Here is a 17076-nt window from a genome sequence, read left to right as displayed (position 1 = left end):
TTTCCGGCAATCCAAGCAGCGCGGCTGACGGCTTGTCCACCCTTGCCCCACTGCGGGTTCGAGCCCGCGACGAGTTCGACTGCGCCCGGAGATCACATGGACACAGCGCGTACCCGGCCCACCCGACTGGATCGGGTCTTCGCCGGGATCGAACGGCTCGGCAGCCGGATTCCCGAGCCGTTCTTCCTGTTCGTCTACCTGCTGACCGCACTGGCGGTGATCTCCACCGCGGTGGCGGCGTTCGGCGTCACCGTCGAGGTGCCGGGCAAGCCCGAGCCGATCCCGGTGCGCGCGGTGCTCAGCACCGAGGGCCTGGTGTGGTTCCTGACGAACTTCGTGGACAACTTCATCGGCTTCCCGCCGCTGGGCACGGTGCTGGCGATGATGCTCGTCGTCGGATTCGCCGAGCGGACCGGGTTCCTGACCGCCGCGGTCACGCTCGTCTTCGGCCGCGCGCCGCGCTGGCTGCTGCCCTACGTGGTGGCGTTCGTGGCGTGCCAGGCGCACGTGATGTCCGATCCGTCGCTGATCGTCATCCCGCCGCTGGCGGCGCTGATGTTCAAGGCCGCCGGGCGGCACCCGGTGGCCGGCCTGATCGGCGCTTTCGCCTGCGGCGCAACGGGTTACGCGGGCGGCATCCTGGTCGGTTCGCTGGACGGGCTGCTGGAGGGCATCACCCGCAAGGCGCTGCAGATCGCGCCGCTGGCCACCGAGGTGCACACCCACATCGCGATGAACTACTTCTTCGCCGCGACCGCGGGCCTGCTGCTCCCGCTGGTCGGCGGGTTCCTGATCGACCGGGTGCTGGAGCCGCGGCTCGGGCCGTGGACCGATCCCGACGGCGAGCAGGTGGCGGAACTGACCGCGCGGCAGCGCAAGGGCGTGTGGCGGGCGTTCGCGGTGCTCGCCGGCTACGTCGTGCTGGCGTTCGGCACCTGGCTGCTGCCCGGCAGCTTCCTGCGCGGCGACGGCGGCGCGCTGGTGCCCTCGCCGTTCCTGGAGAGCATCGTCCCGCTGATCATCATCGCCTTCCTGCTGGCCGGGCTGGTCTACGGGCGCACCGCGGGCACCGTCGCCGAGCGCGCGGACGTGCCGCGGATGATGACCGAGACGGTCAAGGACATGGCCGGCTACATCGTGTTCATCTTCGTCGCGGCGCAGTTCATCGCCCTGTTCACCTGGTCGAACCTGGGCACGCTGATCGCCGTCGGCGCCGCCGACGGGCTGCGGGCCGCGAACCTGACGGGCTTCCCGGCGATCATCGTGATGGTGCTGCTGGCGACGGTGGCGAACCTGTTCGTCACCTCGGGCTCGGCGCTGTGGTCGCTGCTGGCGCCGGTGATGATCCCGGCGTTCACCATCCTCGGCTACGACCCGGCGTTCATCCAGGCCGCGTACCGGATCGGCGACTCGACCACGCAGGCGGTCAGCCCGCTCAACGCCTACGTCTACATCCTGCTGAGCGTGAACCGGAAGTACCAGCCGGAGACGCAGCTGGGCACCCTGCTGGCCCGGTTGAGCGTCTTCGTGCTGCCGTTCTTCGCGGTGTGGCTGCTGATCCTCGCGGTGTTCTACTTCTTCGACCTGCCGGTGGGGCCTGGCGCCGGCATCCGGCTGTGACCGTCTACAAAGGAGAGATGATGCAGTTCGACGAGCTCGTGGCGCTGCGGCGCGACTTCCACCGGTACGCCGAGCCCGCGTTCCTGGAGATCCGCACGTCCAGCATCGTCGCGTCGCGGCTGCGGGCGCTGGGCCTGGAGCCGCTGACCGGCCGGGCCGCGATGCGGGCGGACACCGTGGTCGACTACCCGACCGCCGAGCGGCGCGAGCTGTTCGCGGAGCGGGCCGTGAACACCGGTGCCGACGCCGCGGGCGTCGAGCACGCCGCCGAGTTCGGCACGGCGGTGATCGCCGAGGTCGAGGGCAACCGGCCGGGTCCGGTGTGGGGCCTGCGGTTCGACATGGACGCCCTGCCGCTGGCGGAGTCCGACAGCCCGGAACACGCCCCGGCGGCAGGGGGATTCCGCTGCGACTACGGCGCGATGCACGCCTGCGCGCACGACAGCCACACCGCCATCGGCCTCGGCCTGGCGAGCCGATTGGTCGCGGACAACGACTTCGCGGGCACGGTCCGGTTCCTGTTCCAGCCCGCCGAAGAGGGCGGCCGCGGGGCCGCGTCGATGATCGCCGCCGGGGCGACCGAAGGCATCGACAGGTTCGTCGCGGTGCACCTCGGGCTCGACGAGCCGGCGGGGAAGGTCAGCGGCGGGATCCAGGGCCTGCTCGCGACCACCAAGATGCGCGCCAGGTTCACCGGCACGGCCGCGCACGCCGCGGGAGCGCCGGAGCAGGGCGCGAACGCGCTGGTCACGGCGGCGAGCGCGCTGCTCAACGTGATGGCGCTGCCGCGGTACTCCACCGCGGACACCCGGATCAACGTGGGCACGCTGCACGGCGGCGACAACGTCAACATCGTGCCGTCCTGGGCGGAAATGACGCTGGAAGCCCGGTCCACGGACTCCGACGTCAGCTCCGACCTGACCGAGCGCATCAAGACCACCCTGCGCGGCTCGGGCGCGATGCACGGGGTCGGCGTGGACGTGGTCGAAACCGGCGGATCGGCCACTATGGACTGCGACGCGGAGCTGGTGGAAGCCATCGACCGGATCGCGGCGGAGCTCCCCGACGCCGGAACCACCGACGGGTTCAAGCAGATGGGCGGCAGCGACGACGCCAGCCTGTTCGCCCGCGAGGTCCAGCGCGCAGGCGGCATCGCGACCTACATGACGGTCGGCGGCGGGAACACGGCGCCGCACCACAACCCGCTGTTCGACATCGACGAGTCGGCGATGCCGGTCGCCCTCGACGTCCTGGAACGCCTCATCCGCCGCTGATCGGGTGAACGCCCGCAATTTCAATGGAAATCGAAGGTCCGATTTCCATTGAAATTGCGGCACCCGGCGAACATCAGCTCCCGCAGAGCTGCGCGCGCAGGAGCTCGAAAACCCACTGCTCCCACTGCTCCGGCTTCCAGCCGCGATCGCGCACCACGAGCAGGTAGAGCTCGGGGCTGAGCAGCCCGAACAACACGTCGGCGGCCTGTTCCGCAGTCACGTCGGCGCGCGCTCCCGGCTTGGCGACGAGGGCGGCGGCAGCGGCGGCCTGGACGGTGTAGCGCGGGTCGGGTCCCTGCGGCCACAGCTCGGTGACCTCGGGTTCGGTCGCGGCGGCGATGCGCAGCACCTCGGCGATGGCCGCGACCCGCTCCATGATCGGCCGCGTACCCGCGACGTGCGCCCGCAGCTGGGCCTCCGCGGTCTCGGCTTCGAGGGCCTCTCGGAACCACGGCCGGTCCATCGTCGCGATCGGCTCGTCGTCGCCCGCGATGGCCGTGTCCACGACCTCCTTCAGCAGGTTCCGCTTGTTGCGGAAGGTGAAGTAGATGGTCTGCACCGCGACGCCGGCCCGGTCGGCGATGTCCTGCAGCGGCGTCGCGCCGTAACCGCGCTCGACGAACAGCTCCCCGGCGGCCTGCAGCATCCGCAGCCGCGTCTGCCTGGCCTTCTCGGCCCGCTTGCCGCCCTTGTTGACCGAACTCATGACCGGAGTCTATAACTAGAGTCGTTCTCTAGAGTTGAACTCTAGCTAATTCGGAAGGAGCCATCGATGCGATCCGTGGCCAACACCCAGCAGGCCGAGGCATGGAACGGCTGGGAAGGCGAGCTCTGGGCGGAGAACTCCAGCCGCTACGACGGGATGCTCGACGACTTCAACGGCCCGCTGTTCGCCGCCGCCGAGATCGGCGAGGCCCACCAGGTCCTCGACGTCGGATGCGGAACCGGGCACACCACGCGACTGGCGGCCGGACTCGCGGCACGAGCCGTCGGCGTGGACATCTCGGCCCCCATGCTGGCCCGCGCCCGCGCCGACGCGACGGGCATCCGGAACATCGAGTTCGTGCAGGGCGACGCCCAGGTCCACCCGTTCCCGGCCGGCGAGTTCGACGTCGCCATCAGCCGGGGCGGCGTGATGTTCTTCGCCGACCCGGTCGCCGGATTCGCCAACATCCGCCGCAGCCTCCGACCGGGCGGGCGGCTGGCGTTCATCACCCCGACCGCCCCCGACCCGGAAGGCGACTACGCCCGCGCGACCGCGGCCCTGGCCCAGTTCCTCCGCGGTCCGTCCCCGGCGGCGCGCGGCATGATGTCCCTGGTCGCCCCGGACCGCATCCGCGAGGTGCTCACCGAAGCCGGGTTCGGCGACATCACCATCGACCGGACCGAAGCCACCGAGACGCTGGGCGCGAATGCGGCCGACGCCGCCGAGTTCGTGTGCTCGCTGGGCCCGGTCCAGTTCAACCTGCAGGACGTTGACAAATCCACTGTGGACAGGATTCGGGACGAGGTGCGCGCCGGATTCGAGCCGTACGAAACCCCGCGGGGAGTCCAGGTCCGCGGCACGGTCTGGCTCGTCCGGGCTACCAGCTGATCGAGGAGAAATCGTGAATTCCATCGTGAACACCGGCCAAGCCGAAGCGTGGAACGGCTACGAAGGCGAGCACTGGGCCGAACACCAAGACCGCTACGACGCGGTGAACAGCGGCTTCAACGAGCCCCTGCTGAACGCCGCGAACATGGGAGAGCAGGACCGAGTGCTCGACATCGGCTGCGGCAACGGCCAAACGACCCGCCTGGCGGCAGCACGAGCAGCACACGCGGTCGGGCTCGATCTCTCGGCACCGATGCTGCAACGAGCACGGAACACCGCGACCCGGGAGGGCATCGCCAATGTGTCGTTCGTACAGGGCGACGCCCAGGTCCACCCGTTCCAGGACGGCGAATTCGACGTGGCCATAAGCAGGTTCGGAGTGATGTTCTTCGCCGACCCGGTCGCAGCATTCGCCAACATCCGCCGCGCCCTACGACCGGGCGGACGCCTGGCCTTCGTATGCCTGCGGGATCGAAGCGGCAACGACCTCGGGGCGGTGCTGGACGCAGCGGCGGAGCACTTACCGGCACCGGAGCCTGCCGCCCCGCACACCCCCGGTCCGATGTCGCTGGCCGATCCGAAACGCATCCGCGAAGTGCTGACCGGTGCGGGCTTCTCCGACGTGACCGCGATCCCGGTCGACGCACCGCAAACGTGGGGCCGCGACGCGGCGGACGCGGCCGATTTCCTCTTCGAATGGGGCCCCATCCAGGCGATGGTCCGCAACGCCGATCCGGCCGCCACCGAACGAGCCCGCGCCGCCCTCACGGCGGCGATGCAACAGCACCAGCGGCCCAACGGAGTCCGACTGCGCGGCACGGCATGGGAAGTCACCGCCACCCGGTGAGATCCCGGCCCAACTCGACGAGCAGCCTTCCTGATCACAGTTCGCCGAAACCGGTTGATCACCGGCTGCGCGTGCCCTAGGACTGCGTGGGGTGCTGCAGTTCTAGGGGGAGCGGGATGGACCGGTTCGCTGTCCGCTACGCCGCGATCGGCGAGGCGTGGGAAAGCGTCCGCGATGCCACCGGGCAGGTTCGGACCAAGCTGGCCGATCTCGACGGATCGCTCGGGCCGCTGCGGGCGTCCTGGACCGGGCAGGCCGCGGACAGCTTCGAGGTCGCGCGGGCGACGTGGGTTCGCGAAGCCGAGGAGATGACCGAGTTCCTCGACGGCATGGCGGACCTGCTGTCGCTGATCGACGAGAACTACCGCAGCGCGCACCAGGCGAACCTGGCGATCTGGGACGCCCCCGCAGGTTCATCGGGCGGCTCCTCCACCGTGCCGATGTCGGCAGGCTCGGCCGGCGGCGAGGTCGACGTCTCCATCGAGGAACTGCGCCGCGCCGCGCGATCGTTCCACGGGCTCCAGCAGCAACTGGCCGACAACATGAGCTGGATCAGCCGGAACCTGCACGGCAGCGCCACCGGCATGGCCGGAGCCGACCCGGTGCTGGCCCCGTGGCGCACCCTCTACGACGAAACAGCGCGGGCGGTGTGGGCGGTGCTCGGCGCGGCCACTGATCTGCTGGGCGGCATCGCGCAGGGCATGACCGACACCGGCAACAACTACGTCGACTCCGAGGAAGCCTCCACCGCCGGACACGGCGCGGCGCTACCGGAACGACTACCGCAGCTCCCGGTCGACACCGTCAGCCCCGGCCCCGAACCACCCCCCAGCGGTTCGGGAGCCCCGGCGCAGAGCCTGGAGGACTGGGGCTACGAGTACTGGCCCGACGGCGACCCTGCGGGGCTCAAATACGCGTTCAACGAGTGGCAGCACCTCACCGAGAAACTCGCGGAAATCTCCCAGTCAGGCGACTCCCTGATCGACAGATTGGTGGAGGCCAACCGTGGCGAGGTCTTCGACCACGTCCGCCAGTACTGGGCCTCCAAGTCCCAGCTCTGCGGAAGCTCGGAGATCCTGCCGGTGCTGACCGCGACATGCAGCGCACTGAGCGAGTCGTGCAAAGTGCTGTCCGATGCGGTGAAGCTCGCGCAAGAGCAGATAACGGATCTCAACCGGTTTCTCGAGAGCACCGACCTCTTCTCCGTCCTCGGGATCCTCCGGAACACCCCACACGTACGCGCTGCAGAACTCGGTATCGAAATCGGCCAGTTCATGGCGATCAAGAAACGCATCCCAGAGATCAAGAGCGTGTACGAGTACCAGCGGGCCGAAGCGGTCCGCGTCCTCTCGACCGGGGGCAGGCTGGGCTTGCTCCAAGCCTGGGCCGCAAGGGCGCAGGCAGTGACCGTCGAGTCCGAGCGGCATGCCTACGACCAGGCCGATAACGGACTCGAACGGCACATCGGCGTAGCGCCCTACAGCGCTTGGGATGACGCGCCCGAACCGCACCCCTCCCCCGCCGCCACGCACATCACCGCCGAACGCGCAACGCACATCCTCGACGGCGACCCGCCGCCAGGCCGCGGCGGTGGCCACATGCACGGGGTCGGAAAACCGGGCAAGACCGAGTTTCCGCCTGACTGGGGCCGCCCACAGATCCTGGGGCACGTCCAAGACATTGCGCGCAATCCAGACCAACCACCGGAGGAAGACGACGGACGCTGGGAGGTCTACGGCTCACGTGATGGAGTCCGAATCAAGGTCGTACTCGAAGCCGACGGCGAAGTGGTGACCGCTTATCCTGTGAGTGGCCCCGGCGTGCATGAGAACCCTCGACGGAAATGACGGATGCCTGATGATGGACGACATCGAGTTCATGGATCGAGTCGAAGCCCTGATCGAGGCAATCGACAAGCGGTCGCCTGGAAAGCTGAAAGCGTCGATTCATGAGGACACCCGCGCCGGGGAGCACACGTTGGCGCTCGATAGGCTGGCTCGGTCGCTCACCCACAAAAAGATTCCGATCTCACGGGCGGAAAGCGCGGAGCTCCGGGAGCTTCTGTACGACCATGAACTTCCGGTTCCATACATGCATTCGATCAACGACCGTGACAACGTCATGACGTCGCTGAACGTTGTCGACGATGAGCCGGAGCGCGACAAGCCTGAATCGCCGGTTGCGTCCGGGCCGCCGGTCATCGTGCACGAGAACCCCGACTTCGGTCGCACGCTGCGGACCCAGGTCGGGCTGCACGTCGATCTGCCGCCCCGGCTGTACGAGCCGTTCGTGGACCACTTCACCGCCGCAGTCGGAGTCGGTGTCGAGATCAACCTCGCCCGCACCAACCCCGACGAGTACCTGCGGAGCGGGAAGGTCCACAAACCCACCGAGGTGGAAGCGAACTTCGTTCCCCTGATGATCCAGGCGATCAGCGACGGCTCCATCTGGGGCGGCGGCATCCTGCTGCGCGGCTTCGAGCAGTGGTGGACCAAGAAGCGCTCCGACGCCGAGAACCTGATCCGGCAGCTCCCCACGGTCCTTGCCGCGGAGCAGCTCGGCGACGACAACTTCCACATCGCCCTCGCGGACATGTCATCGTCCACTGTGGATCAGATCATCTCCGTGCTGACCGAATCGAAGATCGAGGAAATCCTCGGCGCCGTCCCACCCGTCCCGGTGTTCAAGTACCCGCCGATGTGACCCGTCAGCCCCGCGCGGCCAACCAACCGAAGCGGCGCAAGGCACTTGCGAAGCGCTCGGTGTCGGCGGCCAGTCGACTCAGACGCGCCGTATCCACCTCACCGGCTGGGATGCGCCGCGCTTCGTCCGCTAGATCCTGCTGCAGGACCAGCATCGCGGACGCCATCTCACGCGGTGTGTCGATCCGCGCCGGGATCATCCCCTCCCCCAGTGGTCGGTTGATGAGCACCGGAAACTCCGCGGCCAAAAAGCAGTCCGTACATTCGCGTAAATGAACGCTGAAACGACCTTGCGCAAATCCAGCTACAGCGCCGCCGCCGGTACCTGTGTCGAACTCGCAAGTTCCTTAGACCTCATCCGCGACTCCAAGGATCCGCAGGGCCCCACGCTGCGGGTCGACGTCGCCGGATTCGTGCAGGCCGTCAAGAGCGGCCGGTTCGACCGCTGACGACTCGGGTCGGACCTGGTCGTGGCTGACCGTGAGTGGTTTGGGGCGCCATAGCACCCCAAACCACTCACGGAACGTATTCAGTCCTTCAGCTCGCAGAGGGTGGTGCCCTGGGACACCAAGTCGCCAGGCTGCGCCGACAGGCCCGTCACCGGATTCTCCATCTTCATCGCTTCTAGCACCGCGATCAGGTCGTCCACCCTGTTGGCCGAGTCGAAGGTGGAAGTCTTCGACTCGGCCCCACCCACCCTCGTGTTCAAGTACCCGCCGATGTGACGGTCACGGCCGGGACGCCCTCCTGAGCCGCCACGGTGCCTAATCCGGGGCTGCGGTGTCGAGCGCGTTGAGGTGGTTGCGGACGGTGTCGGCGTCGGTGTGGCCGAGTCGCTCGAGTATGGCGAGTGCGGACTGCCAGGCTTCGCGGGCTTCTCCCGCATCGCCACCTGCGTGCAGGGCTTCGCCGAGCTTGGTGAGGTTGCCCGCCGCGCCCAGCTCGTTCCCTATGGTCTGGCAGCTTTCGACTGCCCGGGAGTAGGAACGCACCGCTTCGTCGGTGTTTCCCGCTAGGAGGTGGGCTGCTCCGAGTCGGCTCAGGGTGAAACCCCGCAAGAACGGGTCGGAACTTGAGTCGAGGGCTTGGTGCAGATGATCGAAAGCTGCGGTGAAGTCACCCAGATGCGCCAACGCAAGCCCGAGAACGGAGTCGGCTACTCCGTCGCCCGCGACCTGATCGTCGGAGTTGGCCTGCATCTGCAGTGCTCGTCGAGCGGATGCCGCCGCATCCTCGAAGCGACCCGACTCGAGGAACCCCTCTCCCAGCTGGATTTGCATGGCGGCTTCCCACTGGTGTTCGCCCAGTTCCGCGAACAGTTCGGCGGCTGATTGCGCGTAGCGGCTCGCTCCATCGAATTCGCCATGAAAGAAGTGCGCGGTGGCAAGGTCTGCGAGCAGCCGTGCTTGTGCGTTGTGGTCTTCCCCGGCGAGCGCGCCCTTGACGCCTTCGGTGCTGCTGATCTTCAGTTCGTCGATCAATCCGCGCAGCTTGAACGGGTAGGTGGCCACGTGTGCCAGCCAGGGGCCACGGGGCATCTTGAGGACCACGGCCTGCCGGATGGTGGCCAGCACACTGGCGTGCTCGACGTCCCACCAGGCCAAGGCCTCGTCGTACGTGGCGAAGTCGCGGCGCAGCAGTTCGTCTGCGCGCTCGATTTCTGGCAACGCTCGGGTAGGTGCCAGTCGTTGGTTGGCGGCGTACGTGGTGTCGAGGTAGTGGTTCAGCAAGCGCTGCAACGCCTCGATGCGTTCCTTCTCCGTGTCGTCGTCATGCGCGCGCTCGCGAGCATAGGCTCGCAGGAGGTCGTGGAAGACATAGCGGTCTCCCGCGCGTCGGGTCAGCAGATGCGCCCGGCAAAGCTCCGCCAGCACCCGACGAGTGCTGCGCTGGTCTGCCCCGGCAAGTGCCGCAGCCGCGCCGAGACTGATATCGGGCGAGTTCGGCAAGCCCAGCAGGCGGAACAACCGAGCGGCTTGCGGGGAAAGCGCGCGGTAGGACCACGAGAACACCGCCCGGATGCCTGTGCGGCCGCCCAGGTCCAGAGCATCGAGCCGATCGCGCTCGTCACGGAGGTCAGCGGCGAGATCCTCCAGCGCCACGTCTGGATCGACCATTGCCTGTGCCGCGACCAGGGTCAGCGCCAACGGCAGCCCCGCGCAGTGCTCCACCAACGCAGCAACCGCCTCCGGGGCGTCGACCAGCCTTTCGTCGCCGAGAAAACTTGCCAGCAACCGATGGCCTTCGTCGCGGGTGAGCGTCACGAGGGCGAGCCGCTGCGCGCCGTGGTGGGCGACCAGCTCGTCCAGCCGCTGACGACTCGTCACGACGACCAGAGATCCCGGCGAGCCGGGCAGCAGCGGCAGCACCTGCTCGGCGTCGCGGGCGTTGTCCAACACGAGCAGCATCCGCCGCCCATGCGACAGCGTCCGGAATTGCGCTGCCCGAGCTTCCTCCGTCGCCGCTACCGCCTCTGGCGCTACTCCCAACGCAGTCAAGAATCCGGCCAACGCCTCCGCCGACGCCATCGGGTCGGCCGCCGGATCGAAACCACGCAAGTTCACGTACAACTCGCCGTCGGGGAACTGCTCCCGGACCTGGTGAGCCCACTGCACCACCAGCGCCGACTTGCCCACCCCGGCAAGCCCGTCGACGGTCGACACCAGAACCGTGCGGTCCCGGCCGTTGAGCAGCGTGGTCAGCGCATCCTGTTCCACAGTCCGGTTGACGAAGTGCCGCACAGTCGCCGGGAGCTGGCGCGGCACCAGCGACGGGCCGACCGGCGTACCGGCCGAACCATGAATGTGCACATCTCCCAGCACGTTCTGCGCCTGAACGACGTTCGCGGCCGACGACGCGCTGTTGCGCGTCCCCCCGTCCGGCGATCCCACACATCCCCCTCGAACGCGATCCGGAAAACGACCACCACGAGACCGGCACAGGCACCACCGAACCTGCACCACCGACCGCGCAAGCCCGTAAACCGAAGCAGCTCGATGCCACCAGCCCGCGTAACCCGGTGCGGATCTGATCGTTGATCTCCCGGATTCCCCGGGAGGTCTTCATGCGCCGCTCCGCGCTGGCTCTGCTTCTTGCCCTGGCTACCGTCTTCGCCGGGTTGACCACCGCCGAAACCAGTTCCGCTCGACCCGCTTGGGCTCCTCGCGGCGAGGATTATCCCGCCACAGCAACCGAAACCGACGTCTCCATCCCCATGTCAGACGGCGTCGTCCTGCGCGGTGACGTCCAGCGTCCCGCCGACGCCGACGGCCGGCCCGTCGACGGCCGCTTCCCCGTGCTGCTGACCATCACCGCCTACAACAAGGCCGTGCTCAACGGTCCTGCCTCCGCCGCGCTCGGCGACCCGGGTTACTTCGTCAAACGGGGCTACGTGCAGGTCACCGTCGATGCGCGCGGCACCGGCGGTTCCGGTGGTTCTTGGGCCGCTTTCAGCGCTCGGGAGAACACCGATGCCGGTGAGATCGTCGACTGGGCCGCCTCCTCAGAGCGTCCTTGGAGCAGCGGTTCGGTGGGCATGCACGGTGCTTCCTACATGGGCATCAGCCAGCTCTTCGCCGCCGCCGAACGGCCCGCCGGGCTCAAGGCGATCTTCCCGCAGGTCCCCGCCGCCGACACCTACCGGGACGTCGTCGCCTCCGGCGGCGCTCTCGACGTCGGGTTCATCCCGCTGTGGTTGGGCCTGGTCACCGGCACCGGGCTGATCCCACCCGCCTACGGCGCCGGCGAGCCGGACAACGCGCTGCAGATGTACCTCTCGCGGGTGCAGGGCGCCACCGGGTTCACCACGCCGATGCTGCTGTCCGCGACGCTGGGGCTGGACTCCGCCTTCGACGGGCCGTTCTACGCCGAGCGCTCGCCGATCAACGTGCTCGACCGCATCGACGTGCCCACCTTCCTAGTCGGCGGTGAGTACGACTTGTTCCAGCGCGGCACGCCGATGGTGTTCGACCGGCTCCGGGAGCGCGGCGTCCCGGCGAAGATGATCTTCGGCCCGTGGGACCACCTGCAGGGCAGCACCGGCGATGGGATCGCCGAAGCCGGGCACGGCACGCTGCAGGAACTCCAGCTGCGCTGGTTCGACCACTACGTGCGAGGACTACCCGACCCGGCCCTGGACGCCGACATCCCGCCGCTGACCTGGCACGAGATCAACTCCGGCGAATGGCATCACGCGCAGGGCTGGATCGACGAGCAGCGCGCCACGACGTTCCAGCTCTCCGGCACCTCTTTCCCCGGCGCACCAGGAAAACTCGTCGCCGAGGGCGCCGAGCAAGGGCAGAGCGCCGTCGCACCGGTCCCGGTCTCCGGGCTGTGCACCCGCTCGGCCAACCAGTGGACCGCCGGGCTGCCGGGCGCCGTCGGGATCTCGCGGCTGTGCGAGGACAACCGGTGGAACGACTTGTCCGGTGCGGTCTTCGAAACCGAACCGATGGCGCAGCCGCTGCGGATGCGCGGTCCGATCAACGCGCGGCTGCACACCTCGACGCCGACCGGCAACGGCATGCTGTCGGTATCGGTGTCGTCGGTGTCGCCGACCGGCGAGGTCAACCGGCTCACCGGTGGCTGGCAGGTGCTGTCGCACCGGGCGCTGGACGAATCGCGCTCACGCTACCTCGACGGTCAGCTGATCCAGCCGTACCACCCGTTCACCAAGGACGCGGAGAACTTGTTGCAGCCAGGGGAGATCGCGCCGATCGACGTGGAGGTCTTCCCCACCGGCGGGGTGATCCCACCCGGCCACCGGCTGCGGATCGCCGTGCAGGCCTTCGACGTGCCGCACCTATTGCCGACGCTGCGCGACCTACCAACATCGGTGGCACCGCTGACCATCCACACCTCGCAAGAGCACCCATCACAGCTCATCCTGCCCACGATCCCGGCGAACCGGTGAACCACTGCGCAACGCCCACAAGGCCCCGAAACAAGAAGCAGTACCGGTGACCGGTCAGCGATTCCGCAGCGCTTTGTGTTCTTGGTCATGGCGGGGCTCGCATCACCCGGTGAGCGGTAGGTGGACTACTTCAGGTCGACTACAACGACCAGATGTTCGGTGTGTTCACGACTCTTCGATCGCCTCCTCCGTTGGAGCCCGAGGAAATGTGGAGGGATAGTGCAGGACCGCTTGTTCGGCATCATTCCAGGGTACGAGGCACTCGATGCGGCGCGGCGTGATCCGGGAGACCGGCTTTTCGTTTCCGACTACCACGGCGGCCATCCGTTCGTCGAGGAGTATCTGGGTGATCTCGCTTTGACGGCCTTGCCGGATCTGGGAGACATCACGCGGTACGCCGCGGTGGACGAGGACCTGGCGCTGCGCAGCCGGATCGCGGAGTTCCACGCCCGATACGACGGCGTGGAACGGGACGCCGACGAGATCCTCGTCGGGGGCGGATCCAGCATGCTGATCAGCTCGTTCTGCACGTGGCTGGCGTTGTCCGGGGTGAAGGCGGTGCACTACGTGCCGCCGGTCTACTACAAGTTCGCTTATCTGTTCCGGCAATTCGGCATCCGGGCGAAGCCCGTCGCGGACGTGCATGCGTTCCGGCCCGATTTCAGGCTGAACCTGCCCGATGAGAAGACTGTGCTACTGCTGACCGATCCGATCTGGTACACGGGCAGAACCGTGCCGCTCTCGGTGCTCGATGTGATCCACGACTGGCAAGCCGCCACCGATTCGCTGGTGTTCGTGGACAACACCTTCGCGTACATGCGATGGGACGGCACGCTCGCCGAAGCGGCCGCTCGGCTCGATCGCGACCGCACGATCCGGATGGTCTGCCCCACCAAGTTCCTATCCTTGCACGGATATCGGTGCGCCTGGTTGCTGACGCCGCGGGAGCTGCGCGCGCCGCTGTCACACCTGCACCTCAACCTGCACGGCGAGATCTCGCTCGCGGACCGGGTGTTCGCGCGCCGCGCGTGCGAAGTGATGATCGAGAGCGGTGGCAATGCCAAGCTGCTGCGCTACGTGCAGGACAACTACCGGTACCTGCTGGACAAGGGCGCGTTGTCGGACACCTTCGAGGTGCAGACGGGCTACTTCGTGTTCGGGCGGACCCGCGTACCGCGAGAGCGGCTGCTCACCATGGGCCAGGACTTCTTCGAACTGACTGGATATCCGGAGCACGTGCGCATCAACCTGCTCAACACCACCGCGCTTGAGGCACTATGAGCACGTTGTCCGTCCACCTGGCGCGATGGGACGACGCCGAGCCCGCCTTCTCGGCACACGCGCACGTTCCGCACGACGCCGCCAGTACCATCAAGATCGCCGTCCTCGCCGCCCTGCGCGGCTGCGATCCGAGCACACCGATTCCGGTGACAGACACCTTCCCGTCGCTGCTCCCCGGCCGCGTTTTCGCAGTCGACGCAGGCATGGACTCCGATCCGCTGCCCTGGCGGTACCTCGGCGACCGGGCATCGCTGGGCTGGCTCGCCGAGCGCATGATCACCCATTCGTCGAACCTCGCCACCAACCTGTGCGCGCACCACGTGGGCTTGTCCGCCGTGGGCGATGCCTGGCAGGCGGCCGCCCCGACCAGCCCAGGGATGCAACGACTCATCGAGGACTACGAAGCGAAACGGGCGGGCATCGACAACACCGTCACCGCCGCCGATCTCGCCGCCATGCTGCGCACGCTCCGGCCACCGGAACTCGCGCTCCTGGCCCGAAACGCCTACCGAGACGACCTCGCCTCCGGGGTCCCCGCAGAAACCTGCGTCGGGTTCAAGAACGGCTGGTTCCCGGGCCTGCGGCACAGCGTCGGCGTGATCCGGCCCGGCGACGCTCCGGCCTACGTGCTGTCCATCTGCTACACGGGCCCGCTGGCCAACGGGAACGACCACCACGACCCCGCGGCCGGACTCCTCGCCCGTCTGTCCACAACAGCCTGGAAGCATCGTCACCGAATCCCCGGCTTGGCCGGGACCTCTTGATCACATCGTCGAGTAACACTCGCGCCGCAAACGGCGGCACATCAAGCGGACTGGGGAAGTTCGGGAACAATCGTGCGGTGAAGCATGTCCGTCAGCGCTGCGCGGCCAGCCAACCGATACGGCGCAGGGCACTGGCGAAGCGCTCGGTCTCACGAGCCAATCTGCCGCGCACGATCCCTGACCAGGCAATCCTGTGCCCTCGTCCCAGGATTGCCGCTGAAATGCAGATCGGCCCCGCCCGAAGCCGGGCGGAGCCGATGTTCGCTCAGACTCTTCAGTCCTTCAGCTCGCAGAGCGTGGTGCCCTGGGACACCGAGTCGCCCGGCTGCGCCGACAGGCCCGTCACCGTGCCCGCCTTGTGGGCCGTCACCGGGTTCTCCATCTTCATCGCTTCCAGCACCGCGATCAGGTCGCCCGCCGCGACCTCCTGGCCGTCGGCCACCGCGACCTTCACGATCGTGCCCTGCATCGGCGCGGTCACCGCGTCGCCGGACACCGCCGCACCGGCCTTGCCCGCGGAACGCTTGCGCGGCTTCGCCTTCGCCGCCGGGGATGCCGACGAGACCGCCAGCTCCGCAGGCAGCGAGACCTCCAGGCGGCGGCCACCGACCTCGACGGTGATCGTCTGCCGCGCCTCCGGCTCCTCCGCCTCGACGCCGCCGGTGAACGGCTCGATGTTGTTGTCGAACTCCGTCTCGATCCACCGGGTGTGCACGGTGAAGCCGTCGGCTCCGACGAACGCCGGGTCGCGGACGATCTCGCGGTGGAACGGCAGCACCGTGGCCATGCCCTCCACGACCATCTCGTCCAGCACCCGCCGCGAGCGCTCCAGCGCCTGCTGCCGGTCCGCGCCGGTGACGATCACCTTCGCCAGCAGCGAGTCGAACTGGCCGCCGATCACGCTGCCCGACTCGACGCCGGCGTCCACCCGGACGCCCGGTCCGTGCGGCGCGACGAAGCGGGTCACGGTGCCCGGTGCGGGCAGGAAGTTGCGGCCCGCGTCCTCGCCGTTGATCCGGAACTCGATGGAGTGGCCGCGCGGCTCGGGGTCGGCCGTGATCCGCAGCTTCTCGCCGGCGGCGATGCGGAACTGCTCGCGCACCAGGTCCAGGCCCGTGGTCTCCTCCGACACCGGGTGCTCCACCTGCAGGCGGGTGTTGACCTCCAGGAACGAGATCGTCCCGTCCAGGCCCACCAGGAACTCCACGGTGCCCGCGCCGTAGTAGCCGGCCTCGGCGCAGATGGCGCGCGCCGCCTCGTGGATGGTGCGGTGCTGATCGTCGCTGAGGAACGGCGCCGGGGCCTCCTCGACGAGCTTCTGGTGTCGCCGCTGCAGCGAGCAGTCGCGGGTGCCCACGACCACCACGTTGCCGTGCTGGTCGGCGAGGACCTGCGCCTCGACGTGCCGCGGCCGGTCCAGGTAGCGCTCCACGAAGCACTCGCCGCGGCCGAACGCCGTCTCGGCCTCGCGCACCGCCGAGGCGTACAGCTCGGGGATCTCCTCCAGCGTCCGGGCGACCTTCAGGCCCCGGCCGCCGCCGCCGAACGCGGCCTTGATGGCCACCGGCAGCCCGTGCTCCTCGGCGAAGGCGACGACCTCGTCCGCGCCGTTGACCGGGTCCTTCGTCCCCGGCACCAGCGGCGCGCCCGCGCGGGTCGCGATGTGCCGGGCGGTGACCTTGTCGCCGAGGTCGCGGATCGACTGCGGCGACGGCCCGATCCAGATCAGGCCCGCGTCGAGCACCGCCTGGGCGAACTCGGCGTTCTCCGACAGGAAGCCGTAGCCGGGGTGCACGGCGTCGGCCTCGGCGCGCTTGGCGACGTCGATGATCTTGTCGATGTTCAGGTACGACTCGCCGGGCGTCGAACCGCCCAGCGCGAAGGCCTCGTCGGCCAGCCGCACGAACACCGCGTCGGCGTCCGGCTCGGCGTACACGGCGACGGAGGCGATGCCCTCGTCCTTGCAGGCGCGGATCACCCGCACCGCGATCTCACCGCGGTTGGCGATCAGGACCTTGCTGATCGGCGTCACGTCCACAGTGGTCAACTCCTCATTTCCCGGCGCGACGCCGGACGGCTGGC

At 68.4% G+C, this 17076-nt stretch carries 15 protein-coding genes; 10 read left to right on the top strand and 5 right to left on the bottom strand.

Annotation, left to right across the window (positions count from 1 at the left end):
* Positions 1 to 96: 96 nt before the first annotated feature.
* On the top strand, positions 97 to 1620 hold the full coding sequence (locus tag ACWEV3_RS07285) for an AbgT family transporter (RefSeq protein WP_452613037.1): 1524 nt from the start codon (positions 97 to 99) through the stop codon (positions 1618 to 1620).
* A gap of 17 nt (positions 1621 to 1637) precedes the next feature.
* Positions 1638 to 2894, top strand: coding sequence for an amidohydrolase (locus ACWEV3_RS07280; protein ID WP_452613036.1), 1257 nt, complete (start codon positions 1638 to 1640; stop codon positions 2892 to 2894).
* 73 nt (positions 2895 to 2967) lie between these two features.
* Here the strand turns inward: ACWEV3_RS07280 and ACWEV3_RS07275 are convergent, their stop codons facing one another.
* Positions 2968 to 3600, bottom strand: a complete 633-nt coding sequence (locus tag ACWEV3_RS07275; RefSeq protein ID WP_452613035.1) for a TetR/AcrR family transcriptional regulator — start codon at positions 3598 to 3600, stop codon at positions 2968 to 2970.
* A 66-nt stretch (positions 3601 to 3666) separates the two neighbouring features.
* Here ACWEV3_RS07275 and ACWEV3_RS07270 point away from each other — a divergent pair, with 66 nt between their 5' ends.
* From ACWEV3_RS07270 to ACWEV3_RS07255, 4 genes are all read left to right on the top strand, one after another.
* Positions 3667 to 4488: a class I SAM-dependent methyltransferase gene (locus ACWEV3_RS07270; protein ID WP_452613034.1), complete on the top strand. Its 822-nt coding sequence runs from the start codon at positions 3667 to 3669 to the stop codon at positions 4486 to 4488.
* Positions 4489 to 4501: 13 nt separating this feature from the next.
* Positions 4502 to 5335: a class I SAM-dependent methyltransferase gene (locus tag ACWEV3_RS07265; protein WP_452613033.1), complete on the top strand. Its 834-nt coding sequence runs from the start codon at positions 4502 to 4504 to the stop codon at positions 5333 to 5335.
* An 86-nt stretch (positions 5336 to 5421) separates the two neighbouring features.
* The gene (locus tag ACWEV3_RS07260; RefSeq protein WP_452613032.1) at positions 5422 to 7182 is read left to right on the top strand and encodes a WXG100 family type VII secretion target; all 1761 of its coding nucleotides are present in this window, start codon (positions 5422 to 5424) and stop codon (positions 7180 to 7182) included.
* Positions 7183 to 7195: 13 nt separating this feature from the next.
* Positions 7196 to 8038 carry a hypothetical protein gene (locus ACWEV3_RS07255; protein ID WP_452613031.1) on the top strand — a complete coding sequence of 281 codons (843 nt, stop codon included), beginning with the start codon at positions 7196 to 7198 and terminating at the stop codon, positions 8036 to 8038.
* Positions 8039 to 8042: 4 nt separating this feature from the next.
* Here ACWEV3_RS07255 and ACWEV3_RS07250 read toward each other — a convergent pair whose 3' ends face one another.
* Complete coding sequence (locus tag ACWEV3_RS07250) at positions 8043 to 8267, bottom strand: hypothetical protein (protein WP_452613030.1); 225 nt, start codon at positions 8265 to 8267, stop codon at positions 8043 to 8045.
* A gap of 42 nt (positions 8268 to 8309) precedes the next feature.
* Here ACWEV3_RS07250 and ACWEV3_RS07245 point away from each other — a divergent pair, with 42 nt between their 5' ends.
* Positions 8310 to 8486, top strand: a complete 177-nt coding sequence (locus ACWEV3_RS07245; protein ID WP_452613029.1) for a DUF397 domain-containing protein — start codon at positions 8310 to 8312, stop codon at positions 8484 to 8486.
* An 80-nt stretch (positions 8487 to 8566) separates the two neighbouring features.
* Here the strand turns inward: ACWEV3_RS07245 and ACWEV3_RS07240 are convergent, their stop codons facing one another.
* Together ACWEV3_RS07240 and ACWEV3_RS07235 are read right to left on the bottom strand one after the other, a co-directional pair.
* A complete protein-coding gene (locus tag ACWEV3_RS07240) occupies positions 8567 to 8746 on the bottom strand; it encodes a hypothetical protein (RefSeq protein ID WP_452613028.1) in 180 nt (59 codons plus the stop codon).
* A 55-nt stretch (positions 8747 to 8801) separates the two neighbouring features.
* Complete coding sequence (locus ACWEV3_RS07235) at positions 8802 to 10928, bottom strand: ATP-binding protein (protein WP_452613027.1); 2127 nt, start codon at positions 10926 to 10928, stop codon at positions 8802 to 8804.
* A gap of 323 nt (positions 10929 to 11251) precedes the next feature.
* Between ACWEV3_RS07235 and ACWEV3_RS07230 the strand changes: the two genes are divergently transcribed.
* From ACWEV3_RS07230 to ACWEV3_RS07220, 3 genes are all read left to right on the top strand, one after another.
* On the top strand, positions 11252 to 12949 hold the full coding sequence (locus tag ACWEV3_RS07230) for a CocE/NonD family hydrolase (RefSeq protein ID WP_452613026.1): 1698 nt from the start codon (positions 11252 to 11254) through the stop codon (positions 12947 to 12949).
* Between the two features lie 219 nt (positions 12950 to 13168).
* On the top strand, positions 13169 to 14230 hold the full coding sequence (locus tag ACWEV3_RS07225; RefSeq protein ID WP_452613025.1) for a pyridoxal phosphate-dependent aminotransferase: 1062 nt from the start codon (positions 13169 to 13171) through the stop codon (positions 14228 to 14230).
* Positions 14227 to 14994, top strand: a complete 768-nt coding sequence (locus ACWEV3_RS07220) for a serine hydrolase (protein WP_452613024.1) — start codon at positions 14227 to 14229, stop codon at positions 14992 to 14994. Before ACWEV3_RS07225 ends, ACWEV3_RS07220 begins: the two co-directional genes overlap by 4 nt.
* Before the next feature lie 274 nt (positions 14995 to 15268).
* On the opposite strand, the gene ACWEV3_RS07215 is transcribed toward ACWEV3_RS07220, so the two are convergent.
* The gene (locus ACWEV3_RS07215) at positions 15269 to 17032 is read right to left on the bottom strand and encodes an acetyl/propionyl/methylcrotonyl-CoA carboxylase subunit alpha (protein WP_452613205.1); all 1764 of its coding nucleotides are present in this window, start codon (positions 17030 to 17032) and stop codon (positions 15269 to 15271) included.
* Positions 17033 to 17076 lie beyond the last annotated feature (44 nt).

The organism is Saccharopolyspora sp. NPDC003752, from assembly GCF_053605825.1.
This window is presented reverse-complemented; position numbering and strand designations above follow the sequence as displayed.